Raw genomic sequence first — 22,992 nt, forward strand, 5'->3', positions numbered from 1 at the left:
AACTTCGGGGGAAATGGGCAAGAAAACGTAAAGAGCCGCCCGGGCGGGGGCGGCTCTTCAGTCACGGCTGGGTTGTGCGAGCTTACTCGCCGAGACGGAATTCCAGCTCACGGGAGTGACCGTCGGTCTGGCCGGCGGCCGGGGCGTAACGCCAGTTTTCGATCGCGGCAAGGGCGGCGCGGTCGAACACGCCTTCCGGGCTGGCTTCAACGACCTGGGCGTTCACGACATTGCCGTCAGCGTCGATCGAATAGGCAATGCGAACTGAGCCCTCAATGCCGCGACGCTCGGCGCCACGCGGGTATTCCGGGGCAACCAGCTCGACGCTTTCGCGATCGGGGCCGTTATTGGCGAAAGCCGGTGCGCTCAGGGCGACCGGGGCGACAAGGGCGGAAACACAGACAAGGGCGGAGAGGAATTGGTTGGTCATGGCGCTCACTCAGGCGTTGTTGATTGCTTATGCGAGCGAGGGTTTAGGATGATCAAATTGCTGGAGGCTTTCGCCGAATGCTAAAATTTGAGCGAACCCTGTCATATGATATGCGCAGGGCTCGCCCAAAAACTTCGCTTACGAAACAATGGTCAGGATGACGCCGTTGATTGCTTCAACCTTCAGGGTCGATCCGGCCACCGGATTTGTTCCGTCTGTCGTTTCGGCGGCCCATTCACTGTCGCCATAGCGAACCCGTCCGCGGCCCGAGGAAAAGTCAGCGACAACCTGGACCCGCTGCCCGACCATGCGGGCTGATCGGTCATTCAGCCCGCTGCCAGCGCCGGCCCGCATGGACGGGCGTACCCAGCGGTCGCCGATCCACAGAAGAACGAAGGACAGCAGGGCAAATACGGCCAGTTGAACCGGCCAGCTGACACCGAGCACTTCCAAAGCCACGAAACCGGTCAGGAAGGCCGCAGCCGCCGGCCACAGCAGATATGTCGTGCCGGTGAGCAGCTCGGCGATGAGAATCACGCCGGAGACGGCCCACCAGGCCCAGAGATTCATGCGGTCAAAGACCGACAGCAACATTTCCATCATGAGACCTCCTTTACGACCGCGCAGCCCTTATGGCTTGCGCGTGGCTTCCGATACGGCGTCATGCGCCGCCTTGCCCAGCTCACCGACACCCGTAATCGTCGACAGGATGTTGGAGAATTCAGCCGGGATGATCACCGTGCGCTGCTGCTCGCTTGTTGCCAGCTTGCCGAAGGCCTCGATGTATTTCTGGCCAAGGAAGTAGTTGATCGCCGACACATCGCCCTTGGAAATGGCGTCCGACACCATCTGGGTCGCGCGCGCTTCGGCTTCGGCTTCGCGTTCACGGGCCTCGGCGTCGAGAAAGGCACTTTCCTTGCGGCCTTCGGCCTCACGGATCGCGGCTTCCTTTTCACCTTCGGCTCGCAGGATGGCGGATTGCTTGGCACCCTCGGCCTCGAGGATCTCGGCCCGCTTCAGGCGCTCCGCCTTCATCTGCCGGGCCATGGCCTCGGTGATGTCGACCGGGGGTGACAGGTCGCGGATTTCCATCCGGGTGACCTTGGCGCCCCAAGGGTTGGTGGCGGCATCGATCACCCCGAGCAAACGGGCATTGATCTCGTCACGCTTGGAGAGCGTCTCGTCGAGATCCATGGAACCGATCACGGTCCGCACATTGGTCAGCGACAGGTTGATGATGGCGAAGTCGAGATTGTCGACCTCATACGCCGCCCGCGGCGCGTCCAGCACCTGGATGAAGACAACGGCGTCGACCGAGACGGTCGCATTGTCCTTGGTGATGACGTCCTGGTTGGGCACGTCGAGGACGCGCTCGCGCATGTTCATCTTGTAGCCAACGGTGTCGATGAACGGCACCAGGAAATGAAGTCCGGGCTTGAGGGTCCGCGTGAACCGCCCGAAACGCTCGACGGTGAACTCCTTGCCCTGTGGCACCGTCTTGATCACCGATGCGATGATGAACAGTGCGAGGATGAAAAGAACACCAATTCCGATCAATCCAAAGTCCATGCGAACCCCCTTTTATTGTTGATGGCCAGCCCGGAACGGGCCGGGACTAGAGTTGGCCGAGAATATGGTCGGCCGACGAAACCTTGAACTCGCCCGGAGCTTCGACGTTGAGTTCAGCAACCACGCCATCCTTGACCAGGATGGAGAAGCGCTGGGCGCGCACGCCCATGCCAAAACCCGTGCCGTCCATTTCCAGACCGACCGCCTTGGCGAACTCGCCATTGCCGTCTGCCAGCATGACGACATCATCGCCGGCATTCTGGGACTTGCCCCAGGCGTCCATGACGAAGACGTCATTGACCGACAGGCAGGCAATCGTATCGACGCCCTTGCCGCGGATTTCGGCGGCCTTTTCGACAAAGCCCGGCAGGTGTTTGGCCGAACAGGTCGGCGTGAAGGCACCCGGCACCGCGAACAGGGCCACGGTCTTGCCGGCGAACACATCGTCCGTGCTCAACTTGTTCGGTCCGTCAGCGGTCATGGTCATGAAGCTGGCGGCGGGAAGGCGATCTCCGACCGAGATGGTCATGGCATTTCTCCTGTAGATCAGTAATGGCGGCAATCCGCACGGCAAGATAGCGGGAACCCGGCTGGACGCGTCCCCCTTTTGGGGTGAACATGGCCCGCATGGCCCCTGCAAGTACGACACATGTGGACGAGACCTTCCTCGGCGGCAAGCTTTTGATTGCAACGCCTGCCATTGGCGATCCGCGCTTCGACCGGGCCGTCATCCTGGTCTGTGATCACACAGCCGAAGGCGCCATGGGAATCATCATCAACAAGCCCGCCGCCGGCTTGCGACTGCCGGAGCTGTTCGAGCAGCTGGAGGTCGATTCGAGCCAGCCCGCGCCGGACGGTCCGGTGCTGGTCGGCGGCCCGGTCGACAAGGACCGAGGATTTGTCCTGCATACCCGCGACTACGCCAATGACGAGGCGACCCTGCCGATCAATGACCGCATCGGGCTGACCGCTACCAAGGATGTGCTGGAGGCCATGGCATCCGACAGCCCGCCGCAGCGCAGCCTGCTGGCCCTGGGTTATTCAGGCTGGGCCGCCGGGCAGCTGGATGACGAGCTGGTCGCCAATGCCTGGCTGGTCTGCGACATGGACGAACAGCTTGTGTTCGAGACCGATGACGCGGACAAATGGCCCCGCGCGCTTGAATGCCTTGGCATCAGCCCCGAACATCTCTCCGCCCTGTCCGGTCACGCCTGACCGTCGCCACTCCGGAAACTGCCCATGGCTCCCAAAATCGTTGAGACCGGTGAATTCGCCGGCTGGCGCATCTGGCCCGATGACCCGTTCGAACAGACGGTCGGACCCTTTTACATGCGGGTTGGCGCCGATGGGCCCGAAATGGCCTTCCGGGCCGAGCGACGTCATCTCAACGGAATGGGTGCGGTGCATGGCGGATGCCTGATGAGTTTTGCCGATTTCGCCTTGTTCGGCATCGCCCACGAAGCCCTGGCCCCGTCCGGCTATGGCGTCACGGTGGCCTTTACATCGGAATTCATTTCGGGCGCGAAGGAAGGAGCCTTGATGGAGGCGCGTGGCGAAGTCCTGCGGGCCGGCGGATCACTGATATTCGTGCGCGGACTGATCACCGGTGACGGCGAGGCCTGTCTGAATTTTTCCGGCACTCTGAAACGCCTGCGCGGCTGACGGCTCCAGTCGGGTCAGGCTGGCAAAGGCGGCTTGAAATGCCCGGCCATGCCATCGACCAGGGCCTGTTCGGCGGCATCGGGCGCCAGCGCACCCGCATAGCGATAGCCCTGTGCATACTGGCAGCCCATCGCTGCCAGCCGATCCGCGGCAGCGGCATTCTCCACGCCTTCCGCCACAACCTTCATCCCGAAATGCGTGGCCAGCTGGATCACCGACTGCACCACCGTCCCGGCCGCTTCGTCACCAACCATGGCGCGCACGAAATAGCGATCGATCTTGACCACGTCGAAAGGCAGCATGTCGAGCCGGGCCAGTGAGGAATAGCCCGTACCGAAATCATCCAGCGCCAGCGAGACACCACCTGCAGACAGGCGCTGCATGGCGCTCTCAGCCGGGTCAGGGTCGTGCATGATCTCGGTCTCGGCGATCTCCAGCTTGAAGGCGCCTGGCGGAAGCTTCGCGTCCGCAACATTGCCCAGCAGTGCCGTAACGAAATCCGGGTCGACCAGCTCACTGACCGTCGCATTGGCTGAGATGAACAGGCCGGACGCGGCCGGATGGGCCTTGCGCCAGGACGACAGGTCAGCCACGGCATGGCCGCGTACTGTCGTCGAAATCCGGTTGAGCAGATCCAGCTCACTGGCCATTACCAGGAAGTCGTCCGGAGCCAGCACACCGACACCGGGTCGGTCCCAGCGCGCGAGGGCCTCGAACCCGGCCAGACGGCCACTGTCGAGCGCGATGATCGGTTGGTACCAGGCCAGCAACTCGCCGTTCTCGACCGCATTGGCGAGCGTGTGTTCCTCGCCGATCCGTCCCGGCAGTTCACGCGTGGCGCCTGCGGGAGTCATGAGGCCCTCAACACGACCATCATCGCCTCGCCGGCCCAGCAACCGGACATAAACCAGGCGGTCATCGCCGCCTATCAAACGGATTCTCAGGTCAACCAGCTCGCGTTCCATGGCAGCGACAAGGCGGGACTGATCGGCCGGTCCCAGACGGTCAAGAAAGCCCTGCCAGGCCATGGTCTCGGCGTCGAGGCCGAATGCCGCGGTGTCGCCGGTCAGCCGGACCTGATCCGCCTTTGGGTCACAGGCAAAGGCGACCGCTCCGGCGGCCCTCACGCCGGCTTCGAATCCGGTTTCGGTCATGTGCGCAAATCACTCGAAAGAATGGCGAAGCGATCATGATCACGCCATTCGCCGGCGATGTTGAGGAAAGAGCGCGAACGCCCCTCATGGATGAAACCGACCGATTCGAGCAATTGGCGCGACGCCTTGTTGGATGGCTGGCAGGCGGCCTCGACGCGGTGCAGTCGCAGCTCATCGAAGGCAAAGGCCAGGACCCGGCGAACGGCGCCGCGCGTATGCCCCTTGCGGACATAGGGCGAGCCGATCCAATAGCCGATATCGGCCGATTGCAGCACGCCGCGTCGGACATTGTTGAGATTGCAGGCCCCCAGCAAGACATCATCACGCGAACGAACCACAAAGAATGGATAGCCCAGCCCCGCCTCGCGGTCGGCCTGATAGCGCTCGATCCGGCGCCGAAAGGCGCCCTTGGACAACTCGTCGCTGGTCCAGGCTGGCTCCCAGGGCTCAGTGTGAGTGCGGCTGGCGCTGCGCAGTTTGGCCCAGCCCTCATAGTCCGACAGTGTCGGAGCCCGGAGGCGTATGCCCTGTCCGGTCAGTGTTTCGTCCCACGAAGTTTCGCGCCAGACTGCCAAATTCGATCTCCGTCCCGGGGCGGATATTATTCCGCCTTCTTGTCCTTGTCGCCACCTTGCGATGGCTTTGATAGTCGCAGCCGTCCGCGGCTGGCGTGCAGGGCGAGATAGACCCCGATCAGCGCCAGCGCCAGACCGTACCAGGTCAGGGCATAGCCCAGATGCTTGGCCGGCGGTGTCTGGCTCAGCGACAGCGGCATGCCATTGTCCGCTCGTGCCCAGACGTCCAGCAGGGCCGTCGGGTCGACCCCGAGAGCCGTCGCCATCGTCTCTGCATCATGGCTATACCATGCATTGGTATCCGGATCGTTTCCCGGAGTGAAAAGACCTGCAGTTGGCGGTGTTTCGACCCGCCAGTTCTGGACCGGTGTCCGCTCGCCGGTGGCCCAGTCCTCGAAGGCCACTTCGACCAGCAGATAGCGCACTGGCTCTCCCGCCGCGCAGGCCGGCGCCCGCATCAGCGCCAGCCGCATCCAGCCGGCCGTGTCGCGCAGGGTGTAAAGGCGCAGGGTCTGGCCAGTGAGCGGGACGGGCCCGGTCACAGGTGGCGAGAACACGCCTTCGGCCGGAGAGCAGATCGCCTCGCGGAAACTCACCGCAGCGCCTCGCGCCTCATAGGCGGTTATCAGATCGGACTTCCAGGCCATGCGCTGCATCTGCCAGCCGCCCAGCGTCACCAGCAAGACCAGGCTGGCCAGCGTGAAGACGGTTAGTACGGGCAACGGCCGGAAGCGGGGCATGTCGATCAGTGTCCTTGCCAGGAGCGGGCCATCTCCGGGGCGGATCGGCCTCAATCGTCCAGTTGCGCCTCCCGGGCGTCGTTCTGGTATTGCAGGGCAAATAGCAGGCCCTTGATCGGTCGCAGTGTTGCAATGCACGCGACCGGCACAAAGGGCAGCTGCAACATCAGATGCACCCACCAGGCGGGGTGGAAGGCGGCCTCGACGAGCAGGAAGAGCACCATCGCGAGGAAACCGACGATGAAAAGCACGAAGACCGAGGCACCGTCACCGACATCGGCGATTTCGAAATCCGCGCCGCAGACATCGCAGCGCGGCGCGATCTTCAGGAGACCGTCAAACATGGCCCCCTCCCCGCATTCCGGGCAGCGCCCCTGGGCGCCGGTGGAAAACGGGGAGGGTTTGTCCATGTCAGTTATCAGCCTTGATAGACGACGTAGACGAAGGCGAACAGGAAGAGCCAGACCACGTCAACGAAGTGCCAGTACCAGGCCGCTGCCTCGAGACCGAAATGCTTCTTCGCGCTCATCTGACCGGCCAGCAGGCGGATCAGGCAGACTGCGAGGAAGATGGTGCCGATCAGCACGTGTGCACCGTGGAAGCCGGTCGCCATGTAGAAGGTCGAGCCGTAGAGATTGCCGCCATCGGCCATCGAGAAGGCAAAGCCGGCTTCGGCATATTCGACAATCTGCAGCGCCGTGAAACAGGCCCCCAGAACAACCGTGAAGATCAGACCGGTGATGGCGCCCTTGCGGTCATCATGCTGCAGGGCATGGTGGGCCCAGGTGACCGTGGTGCCCGAAAGCAGCAGGATCAGCGTGTTCATCAGCGGGATATGCCACGGATTGAAGGTCTCGACTCCGGCCGGCGGCCAGGTCGCGAGCGCCGGGTCCATGCGGACCTCGTGGAAGATGGCGTATTCGAAGAAGGCCCAGAACCAGGCCACGAAGAACATGACTTCCGAGGCGATGAACAGGATCATGCCATAGCGCATGCCGATGTCGACAACGGCGGTGTGGTCGCCCTTCTTGGACTCCTTGATCATGTCGCCCCACCAACCGATCATCGTGTAGATGACCAGGGCGAAACCGACGATCAGACCGCCCCAGGCACCATCGGCATACATGAAGGCCAGCGGGTGGTCGGCATCGACAAGGCCGGCCATGTTGCCGACAGCGCCGACAGCCAGAAGAAAGGCGCCCACAGAGCCCACAAACGGCCACGGGCTCGGGTCAACCAGGTGGTAGTCGTGTTTGGCAGCATGCCCAGCCATCGCGAATCTCCTGCGATCTCAAATCAGCGAAGTGTGCCCCTGATACGCGGCGCACCCGAAAGGTTCAATGCTAAGGCGCGGCGTCGGCGCTGGCCGATGCCCCGTCTTGGGACTCAAAAAACGTATAGGACAAGGTGATGCCGGTGACATCATCCAGGCGCCGTTCTTCGTCCATCAGCGGATCGACAAAGAACAGGACCGGCATCTCGATGCTCTCGCCCGGCTGCAAGGTCTGCTCGGTAAAGCAGAAACATTCCAGCTTGGAAAAATAGCTCGCTGCCTTGTAGGGCGCGACATTGAAGGTCGCGACGCCGGTGACCGGCTGGCTCGAATTATTGGTCGCCGTGTAATAGGCGAGCGCCGTTTCACCCAGATGGACCGTCATAGATCGCTGAGCGGGCTCAAAGGTCCAGGGCAGGCTGCGATTGGTGTTGGCGTCAAAAAAGACAGTGACTTCCCGGTCGAGGATTTCGCCGGCCTCGCCGACAGCGACCTGGGTCGTGCCGCCATAGCCGGTCACCTGGCAGAACAGGTTATAGAGCGGCACCGAGGCGTAGGCCGCGCCAACCATCACAACCGCACCCAGCGCGGCAAAGGCCGCGACGCGTGTGTTCTTGTTGGCTGGCAGACGCATCATACGCCCGCTCCCGCCGCATTCTGGCTCAGGCGCACGACGGTGATCGCAAAGACAGCGACCATGAAACCGACCAGCGACCAGGCGATCACGATATTGCGCTTGTTGCGAGCCTTTTCCTGCTCGGGCGTCAGCTTCAGCGTCTCGCCGGTAGGCTTGCCTTCGCGGGCGTTCATCAGATCATTGTCTTGGGTCATGGGCTCACTCCGGGAATGGCCACATATGCACCAAATGCGTGCTCGACAATCAATGCGGCAAATAGCACCGTCAGATAGCCGATAGAGTAGGCAAACAGGTCACGGGCTGCCTTGTCGCCGGCGCGCACGGCATACAGCGCGCCCTCCTCGGCCGAACCCGCCTCACCGGCCCGCGAACGAAAAATCCGCCAGGCCAGCAGCAGAAAGAGCGCTCCGCCGCCGAGCGAGGTCGCGCCATAGACGGCGCCGCCCAGCCCGGTCAGGACCGGTGCGCCGGCGAAGATAACCAGCACGATGGAATAGAGCAGGATTTGCAGACGCGTCGATTTGGCGCCCTTGGCGACCGGCATCATCGGCACATTGGCCGCGGCGTAATCGCCGGACTTGTAGAGTGCCAGCGCCCAGGAATGGGGCGGCGTCCACAGGAAGATGATCATGAAGAGGATCACCGCATCGAGCGAGATTTCGCCGGTCGCCGCGACCCAGCCGATCATCGGCGGAAAGGCACCGGCGGCACCCCCGATCACGATATTCTGCGGCGTCGAACGCTTGAGGATCATCGTGTAGATGACCGCGTAGAAAAAGATCGAGAAGGCCAGCAGGCCGGCGGCGAGATAATTGCTCGCCAGCGCCATCAGCAAGACTGACAGGATCGAGGCGACAACACCGAAGCCATAAGCGTTCGACACCGACACCACGCCACGCGGGATCGGACGCTTGCGCGTGCGCTGCATGGTGGCGTCGATATCGGCGTCATAGGCCATGTTCAAGGCCCCGGCCGCGCCGGCACCGACGGCCAGGCAGAGGATGGACATGAAGGCCAGGAAGGGATCGGCATCAACCGGTGCCGCGATGAGGCCGGCAAAGGCGGTGAAGACGACCAGCGTCATCACCCGAGGTTTCATCAGGTCAAAATAGTCGCGGGGCGAGGCTGTCGAAACAGCCTCGCCCTCTGCGCGATGGTCGCTTGGGGTCACGATGGTGTCCAAGAGTCCGTCCTATTTGATCTTCGGCAGTTCAGAGAACTGGTGGAAGGGCGGCGGTGAGGACAGCGTCCACTCCAGCGTCGTGGCACCCTCGCCCCACGGATTGGCCTCACCCTTGCGGCGACGGATCATGGCGTCGATCAGCACCGCGAAGAACAGCACCATGCCGATCAGCATGATGAAATAGCCCATCGTGGAGACGTAATTCCACAGCGCGAAGTTATCCGGGTAGTCGACATAACGACGCGGCATGCCCTGCAGACCGAGGAAGTGCTGCGGGAAGAAGATCACATTGGCGCCGATGAAGAAGAAGAAGAACTGGGCGCGAGCGAGGAAGGAATTGTACTTCACGCCGAAGATCTTCTCGAACCAGTAGTACCAGCCGGCGAAGATCGCGAACACGGCGCCCAGCGACAACACGTAGTGGAAGTGCGCGACCACATAATAGGTGTCGTGCAGCGACTGGTCGACGCCGGCATTGGCCAGCACCACACCGGTCACACCACCCACGGTGAACAGGACGATGAAGCCGATTGCCCACATCATCGGCGTGCGGAACTCCATCGAGCCGCCCCACATGGTGGCAATCCAGGAGAAGATCTTGATCCCTGTCGGCACCGCAATGACCATCGTCGCGGCGACGAAATAGGCCTTCAGGTCAACCGGCATGCCGACGGTGTACATGTGGTGTGCCCACACGATGAAACCGATGAAGCCGATTGCCACCATCGCATAGGCCATCCCGAGATAGCCGAAGATCGGCTTGCGCGAGAAGGTCGAGACGATGTGCGAGATGATGCCGAAACCGGGCAGGATGAGGATGTAGACTTCCGGGTGACCGAAGAACCAGAACAGGTGCTGGTACATCACCGGATCACCGCCACCGGCCGGATCGAAGAAGGCCGTGCCGAAATTGCGGTCCGTCAGCAGCATGGTCAGGGCGCCAGCCAGAACCGGCAGCGACAGCAGCAGCAGGAAGACCGTCACCAGCACCGACCACACGAAGAGCGGCATCTTGTGGATGGTCATGCCCGGAGCGCGCATGTTGAAGATGGTGGTGATGAAGTTGATGGCACCCAGGATCGACGAGATACCGGCAATGTGCAGCGACAGGATCAGCAGATCCATCGCCGGACCGTTATGGCCGGAGGTCGAGAGCGGCGGGTAAAGCACCCAGCCGCCGCCGAAACCCAGATCGGCACCGGCGCCGGGAACGAACATCGACATCAGGGCCAGCCCGAACGAGGCCGGCAGCAGCCAGAAGGAGATGTTGTTCATGCGCGGGAAGGCCATGTCCGGCGCACCGATCATCAGTGGCACGAACCAGTTGCCGAAACCGCCGATCATCGCCGGCATGACCATGAAGAAGATCATGACCAGGGCGTGCATGGTGGTCGCGACATTGTAGTTGTGGGCATTGCCGAACCAGGCACCCCAGCCGGTGTCTTCACCGGTGAAGAACTGGACACCCGGCTCCATCAGCTCGAGGCGGATCATGCCGGACAGGGCACCACCGATGATCCCCGCGAAGATCGCGAAGACCAGGTACATCGTGCCGATGTCCTTGTGGTTGGTGGACAGCACCCAGCGGCGCCAGTCCCACATGCTGGGAGTATGATCGTCGTGCGTTGCGGCGTCAGCAGACATGGTTCAGCCCATCCCTAGTCGAGTTGCGCCAGGCGCGTTTCCCGCGCGGCGGTGTATTCAGCGATGATCGCGTCAGCGGCTTCGGAGTACTCGTCCTCGGCCTTGGCCGCGATCCAGGCGTCAAAGACGTCCTGGGGCACGACATGGACTTCGATCGGCATGAAGGCATGGCGCAGGCCACACAGTTCGGAGCACTGGCCGTAATAGACGCCTTCCTGGGTCGCCTGGAACCAGGCTTCATTGATGCGTCCCGGAATGGCATCCATCTTGGTACCAAAGGCCGGCATCGCCCAGTTGTGGATGACGTCCGTTGCGGTCACCAGCACGCGGACGGTCGCATCGACCGGCACCACCAGCGGATAGTCCACCGACAGGTTTCGCAGCTGACCCGGCTGGAGGTCCTCCTCCTCGATCATGTTCGAGAAGTATTCCGCGACCTCGTGGTCGGGATACTCATAGGACCAGTTCCACTGGTTGCCGGTCGCTTTCAGCGTGAAGTCGATTTCCGGCGGCAGCTCGTCCTGCATGTAGAGCAGCGGGAAGGAGGGGATCGCGATGACGATCAACAGCAAGACCGGAACCGCGGTCCACACGACTTCGAGCAGCGTGTTGTGGCTGTTCTTCGACGGTGTCGGATTGGCTTTGCGGTTGAAGCGGAACATGACGAAGACCAACAGGCCCATCACGACCAGCGTGATCACCGTAATCATCGGCAGCAACAAGATATCGTGGAACCAGGTGATCCGTTCCATGATCGGCGTCACGGCGGGTTGAAAACCCAGCGCTCCGTCCGTCGGCTGGCCGGGCGTGGCAAACGCGCCGGCGGCGAAAGTCGTCCAAGTGAGCGCAAGTGCGGTCAGGAATCGCATGGCTTCCCCATACAAGTCAGGCATTAAGGTGGGAATCCCCCACCGATGGCGGCGGAATATAGAGAGCGTCTCGTGCCCTGTCAGGCCATCAACGGTATTTTTTCTCGTGTCTTTTACACTGGGCGCCGCATTACAGGAGAATGACGGGCGACGTAAAGACCGGTTCCCCAGCTCGCGAAGTTCTGATCAGGCGTTACCAGACAGCTGTAGTAGCATCGGACCGTTCATAGCAACGGAAAGGAGCGACCGATGCGTCCATTCGTCTCACTCGCTGCCCTGATGGTTTGTATGAGTACCAGTCCGGCCGCCGCACAACTGCAGGTACTGGGCCAATCCCCCGCCGCCACCTGCTACCGCCACGCCATGGCCGAACGCCATGACGTGCGCGCCATGCAGGATTGCGACATTGCACTGCGCGACAGCCGTGTCTCCCGACGGGATCGCGCGGCCACACTGGTCAATCGGGGCATCCTGAAGATCCACCAGAACCGCCATGTCGACGCGCTCGACGATTTCGAAACGGCCGAATCAATGGGCGGGTTTCCGCCCAGTGCGCTGGCCGTGAACCGCGCCTGCGCGCTGATCGGGCTGGGCCGCTACCACGAAGCCATCGAGCAGACCGACCTGGCAATTCGCGACCATGATACCCGCGAGGCCGACGCCTGGCTCAATCGGGGCATCGCACTGGAAGCCCTGGACGAGCTCGCTGCCGCCTATGACTCCTACCGGCAGGCGCGACATCTGCGACCGGGTTGGGACCGGCCGGTAAGCGAGTTGTCGCGCTTTCGCATCTCCTCGCGCTGACCGACCCTTAGCAGCCGCACCCGCGCTGCACTGTGCTCGACCGGCGCGATTGTGTTCACGCCCGGGGTCGGCTCGACTATGTATGAAGTCGAGAAGCCTCCGGGAGTGCACGCATCATGTCCGATGATCCGATCAGCCAGTTCGATTTTGATGCCGACAGCGTCCAGCCCATCCTGCACGACGCCCTGCATGGCGCCGATGATGGCGAGCTCTTTTTGGAGACGGAAGTGTCGGAATCGCTGGTCTTCGATGATGGCCGCCTGAAAGCCGCCAATCTGGACTCCTCGCGCGGCTTCGGCTTGCGCTGCGTGGCCGGCGATGCCTTTGGCTATGCCCACTCCTCCGATCCGACCCTGGACGCGGTTCGCCGCGCCGCCGAGGCGGCCTCTGCGGTCAAGCGCGGTCATGCCGGCGTGCTCGCCCCGCCCCCGGCCGGAACCAATCGCAAGCTCTATGACGCCATCGACCCGGTCGCCCGCCCCGGTTTCGAGACAAAGGCCGCCCTGCTGCAGGAAATTGATGCCTACTGCCGCACCAAGGACGCCAGCGTGGTCCAGGTCTCCGCCTCGATTGCCGGTGCCAAACGCTCGGTCTCGATCCTGCGCGCGGGCGGCGACCTGAAAAGCGATGTCCGTCCGCTGGTGCGCCTGAATGTATCGGTCACGGTGGAACGCGGCGGTCGCCGCGAGACCGGATCCGCCGGCGCCGGCGGCCGCGCCGAATTCGATCGCTGGATCACACCCGACGCCTGGAAGCCGCTGGCCGACGAAGCCCTGCGTATCGCCCGGGTCAATCTGGATGCCGTCGACGCGCCCGCCGGCGTGTTTGACGTGGTGCTCGGACCGGGCTGGCCTGCCGTACTGCTGCATGAGGCTGTCGGACACGGTCTGGAAGGCGATTTCAACCGCAAGGGCTCCTCTGCCTTCGCCGGTCGAATGGGCCAGCAGGTCGCTGCCAAGGGCGTCACCGTGGTCGATGACGGCACCATGCCGGAACGGCGCGGCTCGCTGACCATTGATGATGAAGGCACGCCGACCGAACGCTCGGTCCTGATCGAGGACGGCATCCTGACCGGTTATATGCAGGACCGGATGAATGCCCGCCTGATGGGCCACAAGCCGACCGGCAATGGCCGTCGCCAGTCCTATGCCCACCCGCCCCTGCCGCGCATGACCAACACCTACATGCTGGCCGGTGAGCACAAGCGCGAGGAAATGGTCGAAAGCCTGAAGGACGGCATCTACGCCGTGAATTTCGGCGGCGGACAGGTCGATATCACGTCCGGCAAGTTCGTCTTCCAGTGCACCGAGGCCTATCGGGTCCAGGACGGCAAGGTCGTCGCCCCGGTCAAGGGCGCAACCCTGATCGGCGACGGTCCGACCGCCCTCACCCAGATCACCATGATCGGTGATGATTTCGAGATGGATCCCGGTGTCGGCATGTGTGGCAAAGGCGGACAGGGTGTTCCGGTCGGCGTCGGGCAGCCAAGCCTGAGGATCTCCGGCCTGACCGTGGGCGGTTCCGGCGGCTGATAGCCGCCAATCGGCCGTCAATCGCCGTCCCGGCAGAACCTGACCAAAATTTCATGAACTCCCGAAATGGCTGCCGCCGGACAATCCGCGGCGGCCACATCGCCTTTGCCTGACAGGTCTTGAGCGCCGCAAGGCCCGGTCCCGGTCGGAGCCCAGATGACGCGGGCGTGAGCAACCTTACCGAAGCTTACGTTTCGCCCGGGCTACGTCACCCCTACACGGTGGGGCACGGGGCGTTGGGCAGGCACAAAGCGTAGGGACATTATGCGAGGGACTTTCATGAACGGGGTGGCCGGTGTTTTCATCGGCACACTCGCAAGCACGGCCGCAGGCGCCATGCAGGACGGACCAGCGTCCAACAATACGGTACAGGTCCAGCGGCAGGCGGGGGTCGCCGCATACCAGCCGACCTATTTCACCGATTTCGCGCCAGTCACGGCGCTGGACATGGTTTCACGCGTTCCCGGCTTCGGCCTGTCGAACGGTGATACCAGCCGCCGCGGCCTGGGTGACAGCTTCGGCAATCTCCTGATCAACGGACGCCGTCCATCGAACAAGTCGCTCTCATTGCAGACCGTGCTGCAACGCATCCCGGTCGACGATGTGGAGCGCATCGAACTCATCCAGGAAGCGCTGCCGCAATACGACATGCGCGGTCATTCGCGCCTGGTGAATGTGGTCCTGCGTGAAGGCGCTGGCGTGTCCGGCTCCTGGGATGCCCGCCTGCAAGTGTCCGACAGCGGTCGGCTCGGCCCGCGCCTGATCGCCTCCTATTCCCGCCCCGTCGGCCCGACTGAAATGACCTTCGGCATTGATACCGGCATGTCCGGCAACCGCGCCCAGCGCCGCGAGTCGCGCCACGATGCCAATGGCGTCGAGTTCTCGCGCGGTTCCGACAATGACCAGCGTCAATACGAAGAGTTTGCGCCCAGCTGGTCGATGAATTGGGACATTGATGACAATTCGCGTCTCCGGATGGATGCCCGCGCAAATATCTGGACCTGGACCCGCGTCCGCCATGCCGCCTATGACTCGGTTGCTGGCAACACGCTGACGCCGCAACGGCTCGAGCACAACGAGACCGAAAACCATGGCAGCCTGTATTCCGGCACCCTGTCCTACCAACGCGACCTGACCGACCAGATCTCGATCGAGACCATGCTGCTGGCCACACGGGATCGGTGGGAAGACGGGCCGGAAGCCTATGAGAATTATGACCCTGTCGCCGGTTTCACCGACTCGGTCATCGTCAGCGCCGGCGCTGAAATGGAAGAGACCGCCATACGGCAGACCCTGTCCTGGGACCCCAATGAACGTCATTCCCTTGAGATCGGCGGCGAACACGCAATCAATTCCCGCGACACCCATCTGGCGTTGTCGGAAAATGACGGCGTCACCATCACGCCGATCAATCTGCCGGTCGCCGAAACCCGGGTCGAGGAAAGCCGTAGCGAAGTGTTTGCCAACCATGTCTGGCAGATCAATGATCGCGTCAGCCTGGAAAGCGGCCTGCGCTACGAATTCTCGGAAATCGCCCAGACAGGTGATGCCCAGCAGACGCGCTCCTTCACCTATCCCAAGCCCAGCGTGACGCTGAACTACCGCTCCGATGACCGCAACCGCTTCCGGTTCACAGGCCGTCGTGATGTCGACCAGCTGGAGTTCGGCAAGTTCGCCTCCTCGGTCGACGTGACCGACAACAACTCCACCCTCGGCAATCCGGACTATGTGCCGCAACGCACCTGGACGCTGGAAGGCGAATGGGAGCGACGCTTCGGCGATGCCGGCTCCTTCTCGCTGCAGATCGGCTATGACTGGGTCGAGGATCTCGACGGCTGGGTGTCCATCGTCACCCCGACCGGCGTGTTCGACGCACCCGGCAATATCGGTGACGGCACCAATCTGCGTGTCACCGGCAACATGACCACGCCGCTGGATTCGTTGGGCCTCAACAATGCCGTGCTCGATATCTTCCTCGAGTGGTACAATACCAATGTCGAGGATCCGCTGACCGGCGAGGACCGGCACTGGTCGGGCTATCGTGAGTGGGAATTGTCGCTCGATTTCCGTCAGACCTTCCCGCAGAGCCAGATGGCCTGGGGCTGGGACTATCACTGGATCACCGACGGCGAAGTCTTCCGATCGCGAGAATACCAGCTGCACGACAATACCGATGGCGATCTGGACATCTATGTCGAGACCACCCGCTTCTTCGGCGTCACGCTCCGCGCCCAGGTCGATGGTGTTTTCAATACCGGTGATGACCGTCAGCGCGTTTTCTATGACGGGTCCCGGGCCAGCGGCATCATCAACGGGACTGACTATCGGAACTTCACGATGGGTCAGACCTATCAGATCAGCGCCCGCAGCACGTTCTAGACAACGAGCCGCGGATGTTGACGGCAGCGGTGGCCCCCCGCCGCTGCCGATCACAATCGGGAGAGTGGGCTGTGATCCGGTAGCGATGAGCCAATCCTGCGGCTAGGCTGATCACCTGCCCATCCCCCAAATGCGGGCCGGGCGAGTTGATCATCCTGTGTCGGCGTGGGGGCTGCTGGCGCATCATTTCGCGGCGCCCCTTGCGCCGCGTCCAGGCACAGGAGCGTGCATGCCCAGCCAATCATACCAGTCCAAAACCAGGGCGTTTCCATCCCTGGCCCTTGCCCTGTTGCTGGCCGGGACGGCCCTGGCAGGACCAGCCGCTGCCCAGACAGCCGTGCCGCTTCAAAGGGCCGCCAGCGGCCATCTCCTGCTGCCAGTGACGCTGGAAGACAGCGAACCACGCCTCTTCATTCTCGACACCGGCGCCAGCCACACCGCCATCGCCCAGACCGTGGCCGAGGAAATCGGCTTTGTGTCGCAGTGGCAGACCTATGACCTGGTGCAGTCACTGAATGCCCGCTTCGACGCCGAACGCCACCAGATCAACCAGCTGCGCGTACCCGGTCTCGACCCGGTCAGCGTCTACAGCGTTATCATCCCGGTTCCGGCCGATCACCCGCTGCCGGTGGCCGGCCTGCTCGGCGCCGATGCCATCGATGCCGACCGCTACGAAATCGACTTCGACGGCTTGCAGCTGATCCTCGACAGTGAGCCCGCCCGACACCCGGACGGGCAGATCGAGCGACGCGGCCTGCTGATCGGCGAAGCCCGGCTGCGCCGGCGCTCGGCAACCGTTCATGTCATCATCGACACCGGCAGCTCGCACACGCTGATCAATCGCCAGCTGCGCCGGCACCTGTTTGATGCCGGCATCCAGTTCAACGTCAATGTCGCTGTCACAGGCATCGAGGATGCCGATGGCGAGGAGGCCCGCCCGGTCCTCATCCGCCAGCTGCAGATCGGCGGGCTGTGCGTCGACCAGGCCCCGGCCCTGCAATCCGATCTCGACGTGTTCGACGCGCTGGGCTGGGCCGACGAGCCGGCCATGATCCTCGGCATGGACACTCTGCGCCATGCCCGCATCCGGGTCGACCGCACCGCCGGCGTGTTCGAGATATCCGGCACGACCGAGGCGACCCGGTGCAATGGCAACCGGGTGCAGATGCCCGGGCTCTGATCCACTCAGAAAAGCGCAAAGAAAAAGGCCGCGGAACAAGGATTCCGCGGCCTTCTTTTGGATCGGGTCGTACGCCGGTCTAGCGGTCCACGGAGGGTCCGCCAGCTTCGGTCTCGGTCGGGTGCGCGACAATCGTCGTGCCGTCCGCACCCGCCATCAGCCATTTGATGAGCGGCGAGATCAGAAGCATCAGAAGGGCAATACCCATGCCGACCAGGCCGACATTGGAATAGACCTCGACATAGCCCGCCTTGGCCGCTGCGACGTCGGTCAGCTGACCGCCGATCGTGTCGGCACCGGTCGAGGATGCGATTACACCGGCCAGGAAGTTGGACAGGCCTGAATACAGGAACCAGGCCCCCATCGTCATGCCGACCACACGGGCCGGGGCCAGCTTGGTCACGGCCGACAGGCCGACTGGCGACACCATCAGCTCACCCATGGTGTGGATCCAGTAGATCAGGAAGATGAAGTAGACGGCCGTCAGGCCCGTCGCCCCACTGGCACCCATGCCGCCGACCAGGGTGTAAAAACCCAGACCTGCGAGGAAGACACCCAGCGCGAACTTGACCGGTGTCGACGGGTTCCAGCCCTTTTTCGCCAGCGAAATCCACAGCCACGCCATGATCGGCGCAAACAGGAAGATGAAGCCCGCATTGAGCGATTGGAAGACTGGCGCCGGAACGGACCAGCCGAACATGGTGCGGTCGACCAGACGGTCAGTGAACAGGTTCAGCGAGGAGCCCGCCTGCTCGAACAGGGCCCAGAACGGGATCTGCGCGAGGACGAAATAGATCGCCGCGAACATCTTCTTGCGCTCATCGCCCTGGGTCTTGGTGATGGCATAGCCGATCAGGACCAGGAACATGGCGATGCCCAGCCAGCCCGCCACATCGGCGAACATGTCCGGGAATTTCACGATCAGCATCGACACCAGGACGATGGCGATACCGGTCGCATAGCAGGCCCATTCGACATTCATGAAGCCGAGGACCTTTTCCTTCAGCTTGGCCGGGTTGGGCGGCTCGGCGCGGCCTTCAAGCCAGGGCTGGAAGAAGAGGAAGGTCAAAAGGCCGGCCAACATGCCGATACCGGCCAGACCGAAGCCCCAGGCCCAACCCCAGTAGATCCCGATAATGCCAACCGAGAAGGAGGCCAGGAAGGACCCCAGATTGATGCCCATGTAGAAGATCGTGAAACCCGAATCCCGACGCGTGTCGCCCAGCCCGTAGAGCGAGCCGACAATGGTGGAGATATTGGCTTTCAGGAAGCCGACGCCGGCGATGATGAACGCCAGGGCGAAATAGAGGATGTTGACGTACAACTCCTCGCGCTCGATCCGGGTCATGTCGCTGGAGAAGGGCATTTCAGCCGGCAGGCCGACGAGGTCCGGTTCTGCAACCTGCATCACGGTACCACTTTCGACGAAGCTGATCTGCGAGATCGCACCGTCCGCTGCCACGACGATCTGGTTGGCGTCACCGCCGCGACCGTCCAGCGTCAGCTGGTATTCCGCGCCCTCATAGTCAAACACCTCACGCGAGCCACTGCCCTCGAAAGCCATCAGGCCGTGACCGATGACAAGGAGGATCGCCCCGTAGGTGACGGCCTTTCGCTGCCCGAGATAACGGTCGGCAAGCGTGCCGCCGATGATGGTCATGATGTAGACCAGCGCCGTGTAGGCGCCATACATGATGCCCGAGCTCTCGTCCGAGAACAGGAAGTGCTGCGTCAGATAGATGATCAGCAGGCCGCGCATCCCGTAATAGGAAAAGCGCTCCCACATCTCGGTCAGGAACAGGATTGCCAGACCCTTCGGATGCCCGAAGAAGGAGGTGTCCTTGTTGTCTTGATTGGGCGCATTGCCCGGCGTTGCGGTGGTGTCCGTCACGCGTCTCTCCCCAGTACCCGCCCCACGCGGGCTTTAAATAGGGGCGCAATTGACCACGCGCGCGGGCAAGGCTCAAGCCTCGGCGGCGGCCTGATGCATGGGAGCGCTACACATTTGGGTGTGCAGCGTTCATCCGGGCACGGAATTACGGCGCCAGGCCTAGTAGGCGCACTCGGTGAAGACCGGCTCGATCGAGCCGTCCCACTCACCCTTGAAGCGGTCGATCAGGTCCTCGGCGCGGGTGCGTCCGGTGCGGACGATCTCGTCGAGATCATCAAGGAAGAGCGTCTCGCTTTCGCCATGCCCATTCTGCCGGGCGCGGGCGCGCAGGCCGGAGCGGGCAATGGCGAGGGCTTCGCGGGCGATATCCTGCAGCGTGCCGTCGCGGAAGGGCGTGTGCAGGCCTGTCTTCGCCGCACCGATGCGCAAGGCGTCGCGCTCGGCTTCGGTCCAGTCCTTGACCAGGTCCCAGGCGGCATCGAGCGCCGTGTTGTCATAGAGCAGTCCGACCCAGAAGGCCGGCAGGGCACACAGCGTGTTCCACGGTCCTGAGTCGGCGCCGCGCATTTCCAGGAAGGTCTTCAGCCGCACTTCCGGGAAGACGGTGGAGAGATGGTCTTCCCAATCGCTCAGCACCGGCTTCTCGCCAGGGACGACATCGAGCCTGCCGTCCAGGAAGTCGCGGAAGGACTTGCCGGTGGCGTCCAGATACTCACCCTTGCGCTTGACGAAATACATCGGCACGTCGAGCGCCCAGTCGCGGTATTGCTCATAACCGAACCCCTCATCGAAGACGAAGGGCAGCATGCCTGTGCGGTTATTGTCGGTGTCGGTCCAGACATGGGCCCGGTAGGACAGGAAACCGTGCAGCCCGCCATCCTTGAACGGCGAATTGGCGAACAGGGCCGTCGCCAGCGGCTGCAGGGCCAGAGAGACGCGGAATTTCTTGGCCATGTCGGCTTCGGTCGAGAAATCGAGATTGGTCTGCACCGTGCACGAACGGAACATCATCTGGTGACCCATCGTGCCGACCTTGGGCATATAGGCTTTCATCAGCCCGTAGCGGGCCTTGGGCATCATCGGTGTTTCTTCCAGCGACCATTTCGGCGAAAAGCCGAGGCCGAGGAAGCCGGCGCCGATCTCGTCGGCGACTTCGCGCACCTCGCGCAGATGCGAATTCACCTCGGCACAGGTCTGGTGGATGGTTTCCAGCGGCGCACCGGACAGTTCGAACTGCCCGCCCGGCTCCAGCGTGATCGAGGCGCCGTCGCGCTTCAGCGCGATCAGCTCGCCGCCTTCGCGCACCGGCTGCCATCCGAAGCGCTCGAGGCCCGACAGCATTTTCTCGACGCTCGGCCCCTCGGCGCGGAAGGGCAGAGGCGTGTGATCGCCCAGGGCAAAGCCGAATTTTTCGTGCTCGGTCCCGATGCGGAAGGCCGTGTCCGGCTTCTCACCGGCGGCGAAATAGGCCGTCAGCTGGTCGAGGCTTTCAATGGGAGCACCTTCGCCGCCCGGATTATACGTGCCGCTCATGCCAAGCGCCCCCGCCGTTTCAAAATGTCCGCAACAGATATGGGGGCACTGCCCCGGTAACAAGGGTTTGGCTCTGAGAATCACGGCCTTGTGACGCGCAAATCCCCGCTAGCGCCAGTCACCACAGGTCGACTGCCAGATTGTCAGCGCTGCAATTGCCGCCGTCTCTGCACGCAGGATCCGCGGCCCCAGCGTCACAGGGACGACGTGCTGGAGGCTGCGCAGACGGTCGCGTTCGGCCGGGGAAAATCCACCTTCGGGACCGATCAGGATCGCCGCCGGCCTGTCGCCAGCGCCAGCGAGCGCCGCCGCCATGGGTTGACCACGCCCGCGCGCACCGCCCCAGGCCGCATCGGCCTCATCGCCGCTCTCGTCACAGAAAATCAGCAGCCGGTCGTCCGGCCAGTTGTCCAGTACAGCAGCAAGTTTCTCGCTGGTACGCAGTTCCGGCAGGTCGAGACGCTCGGTCTGCTCGGCTGCCTCCTTGGTGATCGCCTGCAGGCGCTCGAACTTGATGCGGTCGGACTGGGTGCGCTCGGTAACCACGGGCGCGATCACGGCAGCGCCCAGCTCGGTCGCCTTCTCGACGATGAGCTCGGTCTTGCTGCGCCGGACCGGAGCGAACATCAGCCAGAGATCAGGCACGCCCTGTTGCGGCCGGGTCTGGTCGGCCACCGTCAGTCCCGCACCCTTGCGCGAGGCGTGGGCGATTACAGCCGACCATTCGCCATCCCGGCCATTGAAGACCCGCACGACATCGCCCTCGCCGCGTCGCATGACATTGATCAGGTAGTGCGCATCCTCGCGTGCCAGCGGAATGGCGGCGCTCGCAGACAGCGGAGCATCGATGAAAAGGCGGGGATCGGTCGACATGACACCGCTTTGACCGCGCGCACCCGGGACGTCAAGTCCCGCTGCCAATCCCGCATTCCTGCCTTGAATTGGCCGTCAGCCTTTGCCAAACACCCTTGATGCAACTGAATTTCGACCGGCGAGTCGCCGACAGCCTGCCAACATCCTGGGTCGACCGAGCGCCGCTGGCACTGCGCCCCTATCTGCGCCTGGCCCGCTATGACCGGCCCATCGGCTTCTGGCTGCTGGCCCTGCCCTGCTGGATGGGATTGATGCTGGCCCGTATCGGCGACGGGATTGCGCCCTACGACATCTGGCTGGCTTTCCTGTTCGCCATCGGCGCCATTGCCATGCGTGGCGCCGGTTGCACCTATAATGATATCATCGACCGCGAACTGGACGCCCGCGTCGCCCGCACCGCCGAGCGGCCGCTGGCGGCGGGAACGGTGAGCCTGAAACAGGCCTGGGCTTTCCTCTCCGGGCAGGCGCTGGTCGGCCTGATCGTTTTGGTGCAATTGCCGCTGATTGCCATACTGGTCGGTCTCACCGCCCTGCTGCTGGTCGCCGCCTACCCCTTCATGAAGCGCATCACCTGGTGGCCGCAGGCCTGGCTGGGCCTGACCTTCAACTGGGGCATCCCCGTCGCCTACACCGCCGCCACCGGCCGCATCGATGCGGCGATGATCGTGCTCTATGTGGCAGCGGTATTCTGGACGCTGGGTTATGACACCATCTACGCCCATCAGGACGCTGAGGACGATGCGCTGGTCGGCGTGAAGTCCACCGCCCGCCTGTTCGGCGAGAATTCGCAATTCTGGGTGGCTGGCTTTTACGGCGCCAATGCCATCCTCGTCGCGCTGGTGATCTGGCTGAGCCGGGCCGAGCCGTGGATTGTCATCCCCTTCACGCTCTACACCGCGCATCTGTTCAACCAGGTCCGGCGCCTCGACATCAGCGACGGGCCGCGCTGCCTCGACCTGTTCAAGGCCAACCGCACCACTGGCCTGCTGCTGGTAGCGACCCTGCTCACCGGCGCGGTGTTTTGACTGCGGTATTTTGACTGCGGCAAATGGCCGGCCATTTGC

The 22,992-nt window shown here is 63.1% G+C and carries 24 protein-coding genes; 7 read left to right on the forward strand and 17 right to left on the reverse strand.

Annotated features, from left to right (window positions below; genetic code table 11):
• Positions 1–82: 82 nt before the first annotated feature.
• The 4 genes from MMAR10_RS11515 to MMAR10_RS11530 all read right to left on the reverse strand — a co-directional run bounded on the left by MMAR10_RS11515 (position 83) and on the right by MMAR10_RS11530 (position 2,528).
• Positions 83–430, reverse strand: a complete 348-nt coding sequence (locus MMAR10_RS11515; RefSeq protein WP_011644156.1) for an energy transducer TonB — start codon at positions 428–430, stop codon at positions 83–85.
• Positions 431–568: 138 nt separating this feature from the next.
• The gene (locus MMAR10_RS11520; protein WP_233353825.1) at positions 569–1,033 is read right to left on the reverse strand and encodes an NfeD family protein; all 465 of its coding nucleotides are present in this window, start codon (positions 1,031–1,033) and stop codon (positions 569–571) included.
• A 27-nt stretch (positions 1,034–1,060) separates the two neighbouring features.
• Positions 1,061–1,999, reverse strand: coding sequence for an SPFH domain-containing protein (locus MMAR10_RS11525; RefSeq protein ID WP_011644158.1), 939 nt, complete (start codon positions 1,997–1,999; stop codon positions 1,061–1,063).
• A 46-nt stretch (positions 2,000–2,045) separates the two neighbouring features.
• Entirely contained in the window at positions 2,046–2,528 is a 483-nt protein-coding gene (locus tag MMAR10_RS11530) for a peroxiredoxin (protein WP_011644159.1), read from the reverse strand.
• An 89-nt stretch (positions 2,529–2,617) separates the two neighbouring features.
• Here MMAR10_RS11530 and MMAR10_RS11535 point away from each other — a divergent pair, with 89 nt between their 5' ends.
• Together MMAR10_RS11535 and MMAR10_RS11540 are read left to right on the forward strand one after the other, a co-directional pair.
• A complete protein-coding gene (locus MMAR10_RS11535; protein WP_233353826.1) occupies positions 2,618–3,214 on the forward strand; it encodes a YqgE/AlgH family protein in 597 nt (198 codons plus the stop codon).
• A gap of 24 nt (positions 3,215–3,238) precedes the next feature.
• A complete protein-coding gene (locus MMAR10_RS11540) occupies positions 3,239–3,661 on the forward strand; it encodes a PaaI family thioesterase (RefSeq protein WP_011644161.1) in 423 nt (140 codons plus the stop codon).
• Between the two features lie 14 nt (positions 3,662–3,675).
• Here MMAR10_RS11540 and MMAR10_RS11545 read toward each other — a convergent pair whose 3' ends face one another.
• The 10 genes from MMAR10_RS11545 to coxB form a co-directional block, all read right to left on the reverse strand.
• Entirely contained in the window at positions 3,676–4,815 is a 1,140-nt protein-coding gene (locus MMAR10_RS11545; protein ID WP_011644162.1) for an EAL domain-containing protein, read from the reverse strand.
• Positions 4,812–5,420, reverse strand: a complete 609-nt coding sequence (locus tag MMAR10_RS11550) for a GNAT family N-acetyltransferase (protein WP_417479219.1) — start codon at positions 5,418–5,420, stop codon at positions 4,812–4,814. The genes MMAR10_RS11545 and MMAR10_RS11550 overlap by 4 nt, the downstream gene beginning before the upstream one ends.
• Positions 5,417–6,130 (reverse strand): SURF1 family protein, encoded by a 714-nt coding sequence (locus tag MMAR10_RS11555; RefSeq protein ID WP_011644164.1) that lies wholly within the window; start codon positions 6,128–6,130, stop codon positions 5,417–5,419. The genes MMAR10_RS11550 and MMAR10_RS11555 overlap by 4 nt, the downstream gene beginning before the upstream one ends.
• Before the next feature lie 50 nt (positions 6,131–6,180).
• On the reverse strand, positions 6,181–6,474 hold the full coding sequence (locus MMAR10_RS11560) for a DUF983 domain-containing protein (protein ID WP_233353827.1): 294 nt from the start codon (positions 6,472–6,474) through the stop codon (positions 6,181–6,183).
• 74 nt (positions 6,475–6,548) lie between these two features.
• Complete coding sequence (locus MMAR10_RS11565; protein ID WP_011644166.1) at positions 6,549–7,403, reverse strand: cytochrome c oxidase subunit 3; 855 nt, start codon at positions 7,401–7,403, stop codon at positions 6,549–6,551.
• Between the two features lie 70 nt (positions 7,404–7,473).
• Positions 7,474–8,040 (reverse strand): cytochrome c oxidase assembly protein, encoded by a 567-nt coding sequence (locus MMAR10_RS11570; protein ID WP_011644167.1) that lies wholly within the window; start codon positions 8,038–8,040, stop codon positions 7,474–7,476.
• Positions 8,037–8,234 carry a hypothetical protein gene (locus MMAR10_RS11575; protein WP_011644168.1) on the reverse strand — a complete coding sequence of 66 codons (198 nt, stop codon included), beginning with the start codon at positions 8,232–8,234 and terminating at the stop codon, positions 8,037–8,039. Before MMAR10_RS11575 ends, MMAR10_RS11570 begins: the two co-directional genes overlap by 4 nt.
• Positions 8,231–9,223 (reverse strand): heme o synthase, encoded by a 993-nt coding sequence (locus MMAR10_RS11580; RefSeq protein WP_011644169.1) that lies wholly within the window; start codon positions 9,221–9,223, stop codon positions 8,231–8,233. Before MMAR10_RS11580 ends, MMAR10_RS11575 begins: the two co-directional genes overlap by 4 nt.
• 9 nt (positions 9,224–9,232) lie before the next feature.
• Positions 9,233–10,867, reverse strand: coding sequence for a cytochrome c oxidase subunit I (ctaD, locus tag MMAR10_RS11585; RefSeq protein ID WP_011644170.1), 1,635 nt, complete (start codon positions 10,865–10,867; stop codon positions 9,233–9,235).
• A 14-nt stretch (positions 10,868–10,881) separates the two neighbouring features.
• Positions 10,882–11,736 carry a cytochrome c oxidase subunit II gene (gene coxB / locus MMAR10_RS11590; RefSeq protein ID WP_041636957.1) on the reverse strand — a complete coding sequence of 285 codons (855 nt, stop codon included), beginning with the start codon at positions 11,734–11,736 and terminating at the stop codon, positions 10,882–10,884.
• A 288-nt stretch (positions 11,737–12,024) separates the two neighbouring features.
• Here coxB and MMAR10_RS11595 point away from each other — a divergent pair, with 288 nt between their 5' ends.
• The 4 genes from MMAR10_RS11595 (at position 12,025) to MMAR10_RS11610 (ending at position 17,631) form a co-directional block, all read left to right on the forward strand.
• Positions 12,025–12,540 carry a tetratricopeptide repeat protein gene (locus MMAR10_RS11595; protein WP_150099769.1) on the forward strand — a complete coding sequence of 172 codons (516 nt, stop codon included), beginning with the start codon at positions 12,025–12,027 and terminating at the stop codon, positions 12,538–12,540.
• Positions 12,541–12,656: 116 nt separating this feature from the next.
• Positions 12,657–14,072, forward strand: coding sequence for a metalloprotease TldD (gene tldD, locus MMAR10_RS11600; RefSeq protein WP_011644173.1), 1,416 nt, complete (start codon positions 12,657–12,659; stop codon positions 14,070–14,072).
• A gap of 279 nt (positions 14,073–14,351) precedes the next feature.
• A complete protein-coding gene (locus tag MMAR10_RS11605; protein ID WP_041636960.1) occupies positions 14,352–16,451 on the forward strand; it encodes a TonB-dependent receptor plug domain-containing protein in 2,100 nt (699 codons plus the stop codon).
• 229 nt (positions 16,452–16,680) lie between these two features.
• Entirely contained in the window at positions 16,681–17,631 is a 951-nt protein-coding gene (locus tag MMAR10_RS11610; protein ID WP_011644175.1) for a retroviral-like aspartic protease family protein, read from the forward strand.
• Between the two features lie 79 nt (positions 17,632–17,710).
• On the opposite strand, the gene MMAR10_RS11615 is transcribed toward MMAR10_RS11610, so the two are convergent.
• The 3 genes from MMAR10_RS11615 to MMAR10_RS11625 form a co-directional block, all read right to left on the reverse strand.
• Positions 17,711–19,522 carry a peptide MFS transporter gene (locus MMAR10_RS11615; RefSeq protein WP_011644176.1) on the reverse strand — a complete coding sequence of 604 codons (1,812 nt, stop codon included), beginning with the start codon at positions 19,520–19,522 and terminating at the stop codon, positions 17,711–17,713.
• Positions 19,523–19,681: 159 nt separating this feature from the next.
• Positions 19,682–21,055 carry a glutamate--cysteine ligase gene (locus MMAR10_RS11620; RefSeq protein ID WP_011644177.1) on the reverse strand — a complete coding sequence of 458 codons (1,374 nt, stop codon included), beginning with the start codon at positions 21,053–21,055 and terminating at the stop codon, positions 19,682–19,684.
• A 108-nt stretch (positions 21,056–21,163) separates the two neighbouring features.
• Positions 21,164–21,928 carry a 16S rRNA (uracil(1498)-N(3))-methyltransferase gene (locus MMAR10_RS11625; protein WP_011644178.1) on the reverse strand — a complete coding sequence of 255 codons (765 nt, stop codon included), beginning with the start codon at positions 21,926–21,928 and terminating at the stop codon, positions 21,164–21,166.
• A gap of 98 nt (positions 21,929–22,026) precedes the next feature.
• Between MMAR10_RS11625 and ubiA the strand changes: the two genes are divergently transcribed.
• Positions 22,027–22,953: a 4-hydroxybenzoate octaprenyltransferase gene (gene ubiA / locus MMAR10_RS11630; protein WP_011644179.1), complete on the forward strand. Its 927-nt coding sequence runs from the start codon at positions 22,027–22,029 to the stop codon at positions 22,951–22,953.
• Positions 22,954–22,992: the final 39 nt, after the last annotated feature.

Source organism: Maricaulis maris MCS10 (assembly GCF_000014745.1).
In the GTDB taxonomy this organism is placed as follows: domain Bacteria; phylum Pseudomonadota; class Alphaproteobacteria; order Caulobacterales; family Maricaulaceae; genus Maricaulis; species Maricaulis maris_A.

What these genes read in the sequence shown, in the direction of transcription:
- MMAR10_RS11605 (WP_041636960.1), top strand. Translation starts at nt 14,352, where the DNA reads ATGAACGGGGTGGCCGGTGTTTTCATCGGCACACTCGCAAGCACGGCC.
- MMAR10_RS11520 (WP_233353825.1), bottom strand. Translation starts at nt 1,033, where the DNA reads ATGATGGAAATGTTGCTGTCGGTCTTTGACCGCATGAATCTCTGGGCC.
- MMAR10_RS11515 (WP_011644156.1), bottom strand. Translation starts at nt 430, where the DNA reads ATGACCAACCAATTCCTCTCCGCCCTTGTCTGTGTTTCCGCCCTTGTC.
- tldD (WP_011644173.1), top strand. Translation starts at nt 12,657, where the DNA reads ATGTCCGATGATCCGATCAGCCAGTTCGATTTTGATGCCGACAGCGTC.
- MMAR10_RS11625 (WP_011644178.1), bottom strand. Translation starts at nt 21,928, where the DNA reads ATGTCGACCGATCCCCGCCTTTTCATCGATGCTCCGCTGTCTGCGAGC.
- MMAR10_RS11555 (WP_011644164.1), bottom strand. Translation starts at nt 6,130, where the DNA reads ATGCCCCGCTTCCGGCCGTTGCCCGTACTAACCGTCTTCACGCTGGCC.
- ctaD (WP_011644170.1), bottom strand. Translation starts at nt 10,867, where the DNA reads ATGTCTGCTGACGCCGCAACGCACGACGATCATACTCCCAGCATGTGG.
- MMAR10_RS11575 (WP_011644168.1), bottom strand. Translation starts at nt 8,234, where the DNA reads ATGACCCAAGACAATGATCTGATGAACGCCCGCGAAGGCAAGCCTACC.
- MMAR10_RS11560 (WP_233353827.1), bottom strand. Translation starts at nt 6,474, where the DNA reads ATGTTTGACGGTCTCCTGAAGATCGCGCCGCGCTGCGATGTCTGCGGC.
- MMAR10_RS11610 (WP_011644175.1), top strand. Translation starts at nt 16,681, where the DNA reads ATGCCCAGCCAATCATACCAGTCCAAAACCAGGGCGTTTCCATCCCTG.
- MMAR10_RS11530 (WP_011644159.1), bottom strand. Translation starts at nt 2,528, where the DNA reads ATGACCATCTCGGTCGGAGATCGCCTTCCCGCCGCCAGCTTCATGACC.
- MMAR10_RS11545 (WP_011644162.1), bottom strand. Translation starts at nt 4,815, where the DNA reads ATGACCGAAACCGGATTCGAAGCCGGCGTGAGGGCCGCCGGAGCGGTC.
- MMAR10_RS11595 (WP_150099769.1), top strand. Translation starts at nt 12,025, where the DNA reads ATGAGTACCAGTCCGGCCGCCGCACAACTGCAGGTACTGGGCCAATCC.
- MMAR10_RS11535 (WP_233353826.1), top strand. Translation starts at nt 2,618, where the DNA reads ATGGCCCGCATGGCCCCTGCAAGTACGACACATGTGGACGAGACCTTC.
- MMAR10_RS11565 (WP_011644166.1), bottom strand. Translation starts at nt 7,403, where the DNA reads ATGGCTGGGCATGCTGCCAAACACGACTACCACCTGGTTGACCCGAGC.
- coxB (WP_041636957.1), bottom strand. Translation starts at nt 11,736, where the DNA reads ATGCGATTCCTGACCGCACTTGCGCTCACTTGGACGACTTTCGCCGCC.
- MMAR10_RS11525 (WP_011644158.1), bottom strand. Translation starts at nt 1,999, where the DNA reads ATGGACTTTGGATTGATCGGAATTGGTGTTCTTTTCATCCTCGCACTG.
- MMAR10_RS11570 (WP_011644167.1), bottom strand. Translation starts at nt 8,040, where the DNA reads ATGATGCGTCTGCCAGCCAACAAGAACACACGCGTCGCGGCCTTTGCC.
- MMAR10_RS11540 (WP_011644161.1), top strand. Translation starts at nt 3,239, where the DNA reads ATGGCTCCCAAAATCGTTGAGACCGGTGAATTCGCCGGCTGGCGCATC.
- ubiA (WP_011644179.1), top strand. Translation starts at nt 22,027, where the DNA reads ATGCAACTGAATTTCGACCGGCGAGTCGCCGACAGCCTGCCAACATCC.
- MMAR10_RS11620 (WP_011644177.1), bottom strand. Translation starts at nt 21,055, where the DNA reads ATGAGCGGCACGTATAATCCGGGCGGCGAAGGTGCTCCCATTGAAAGC.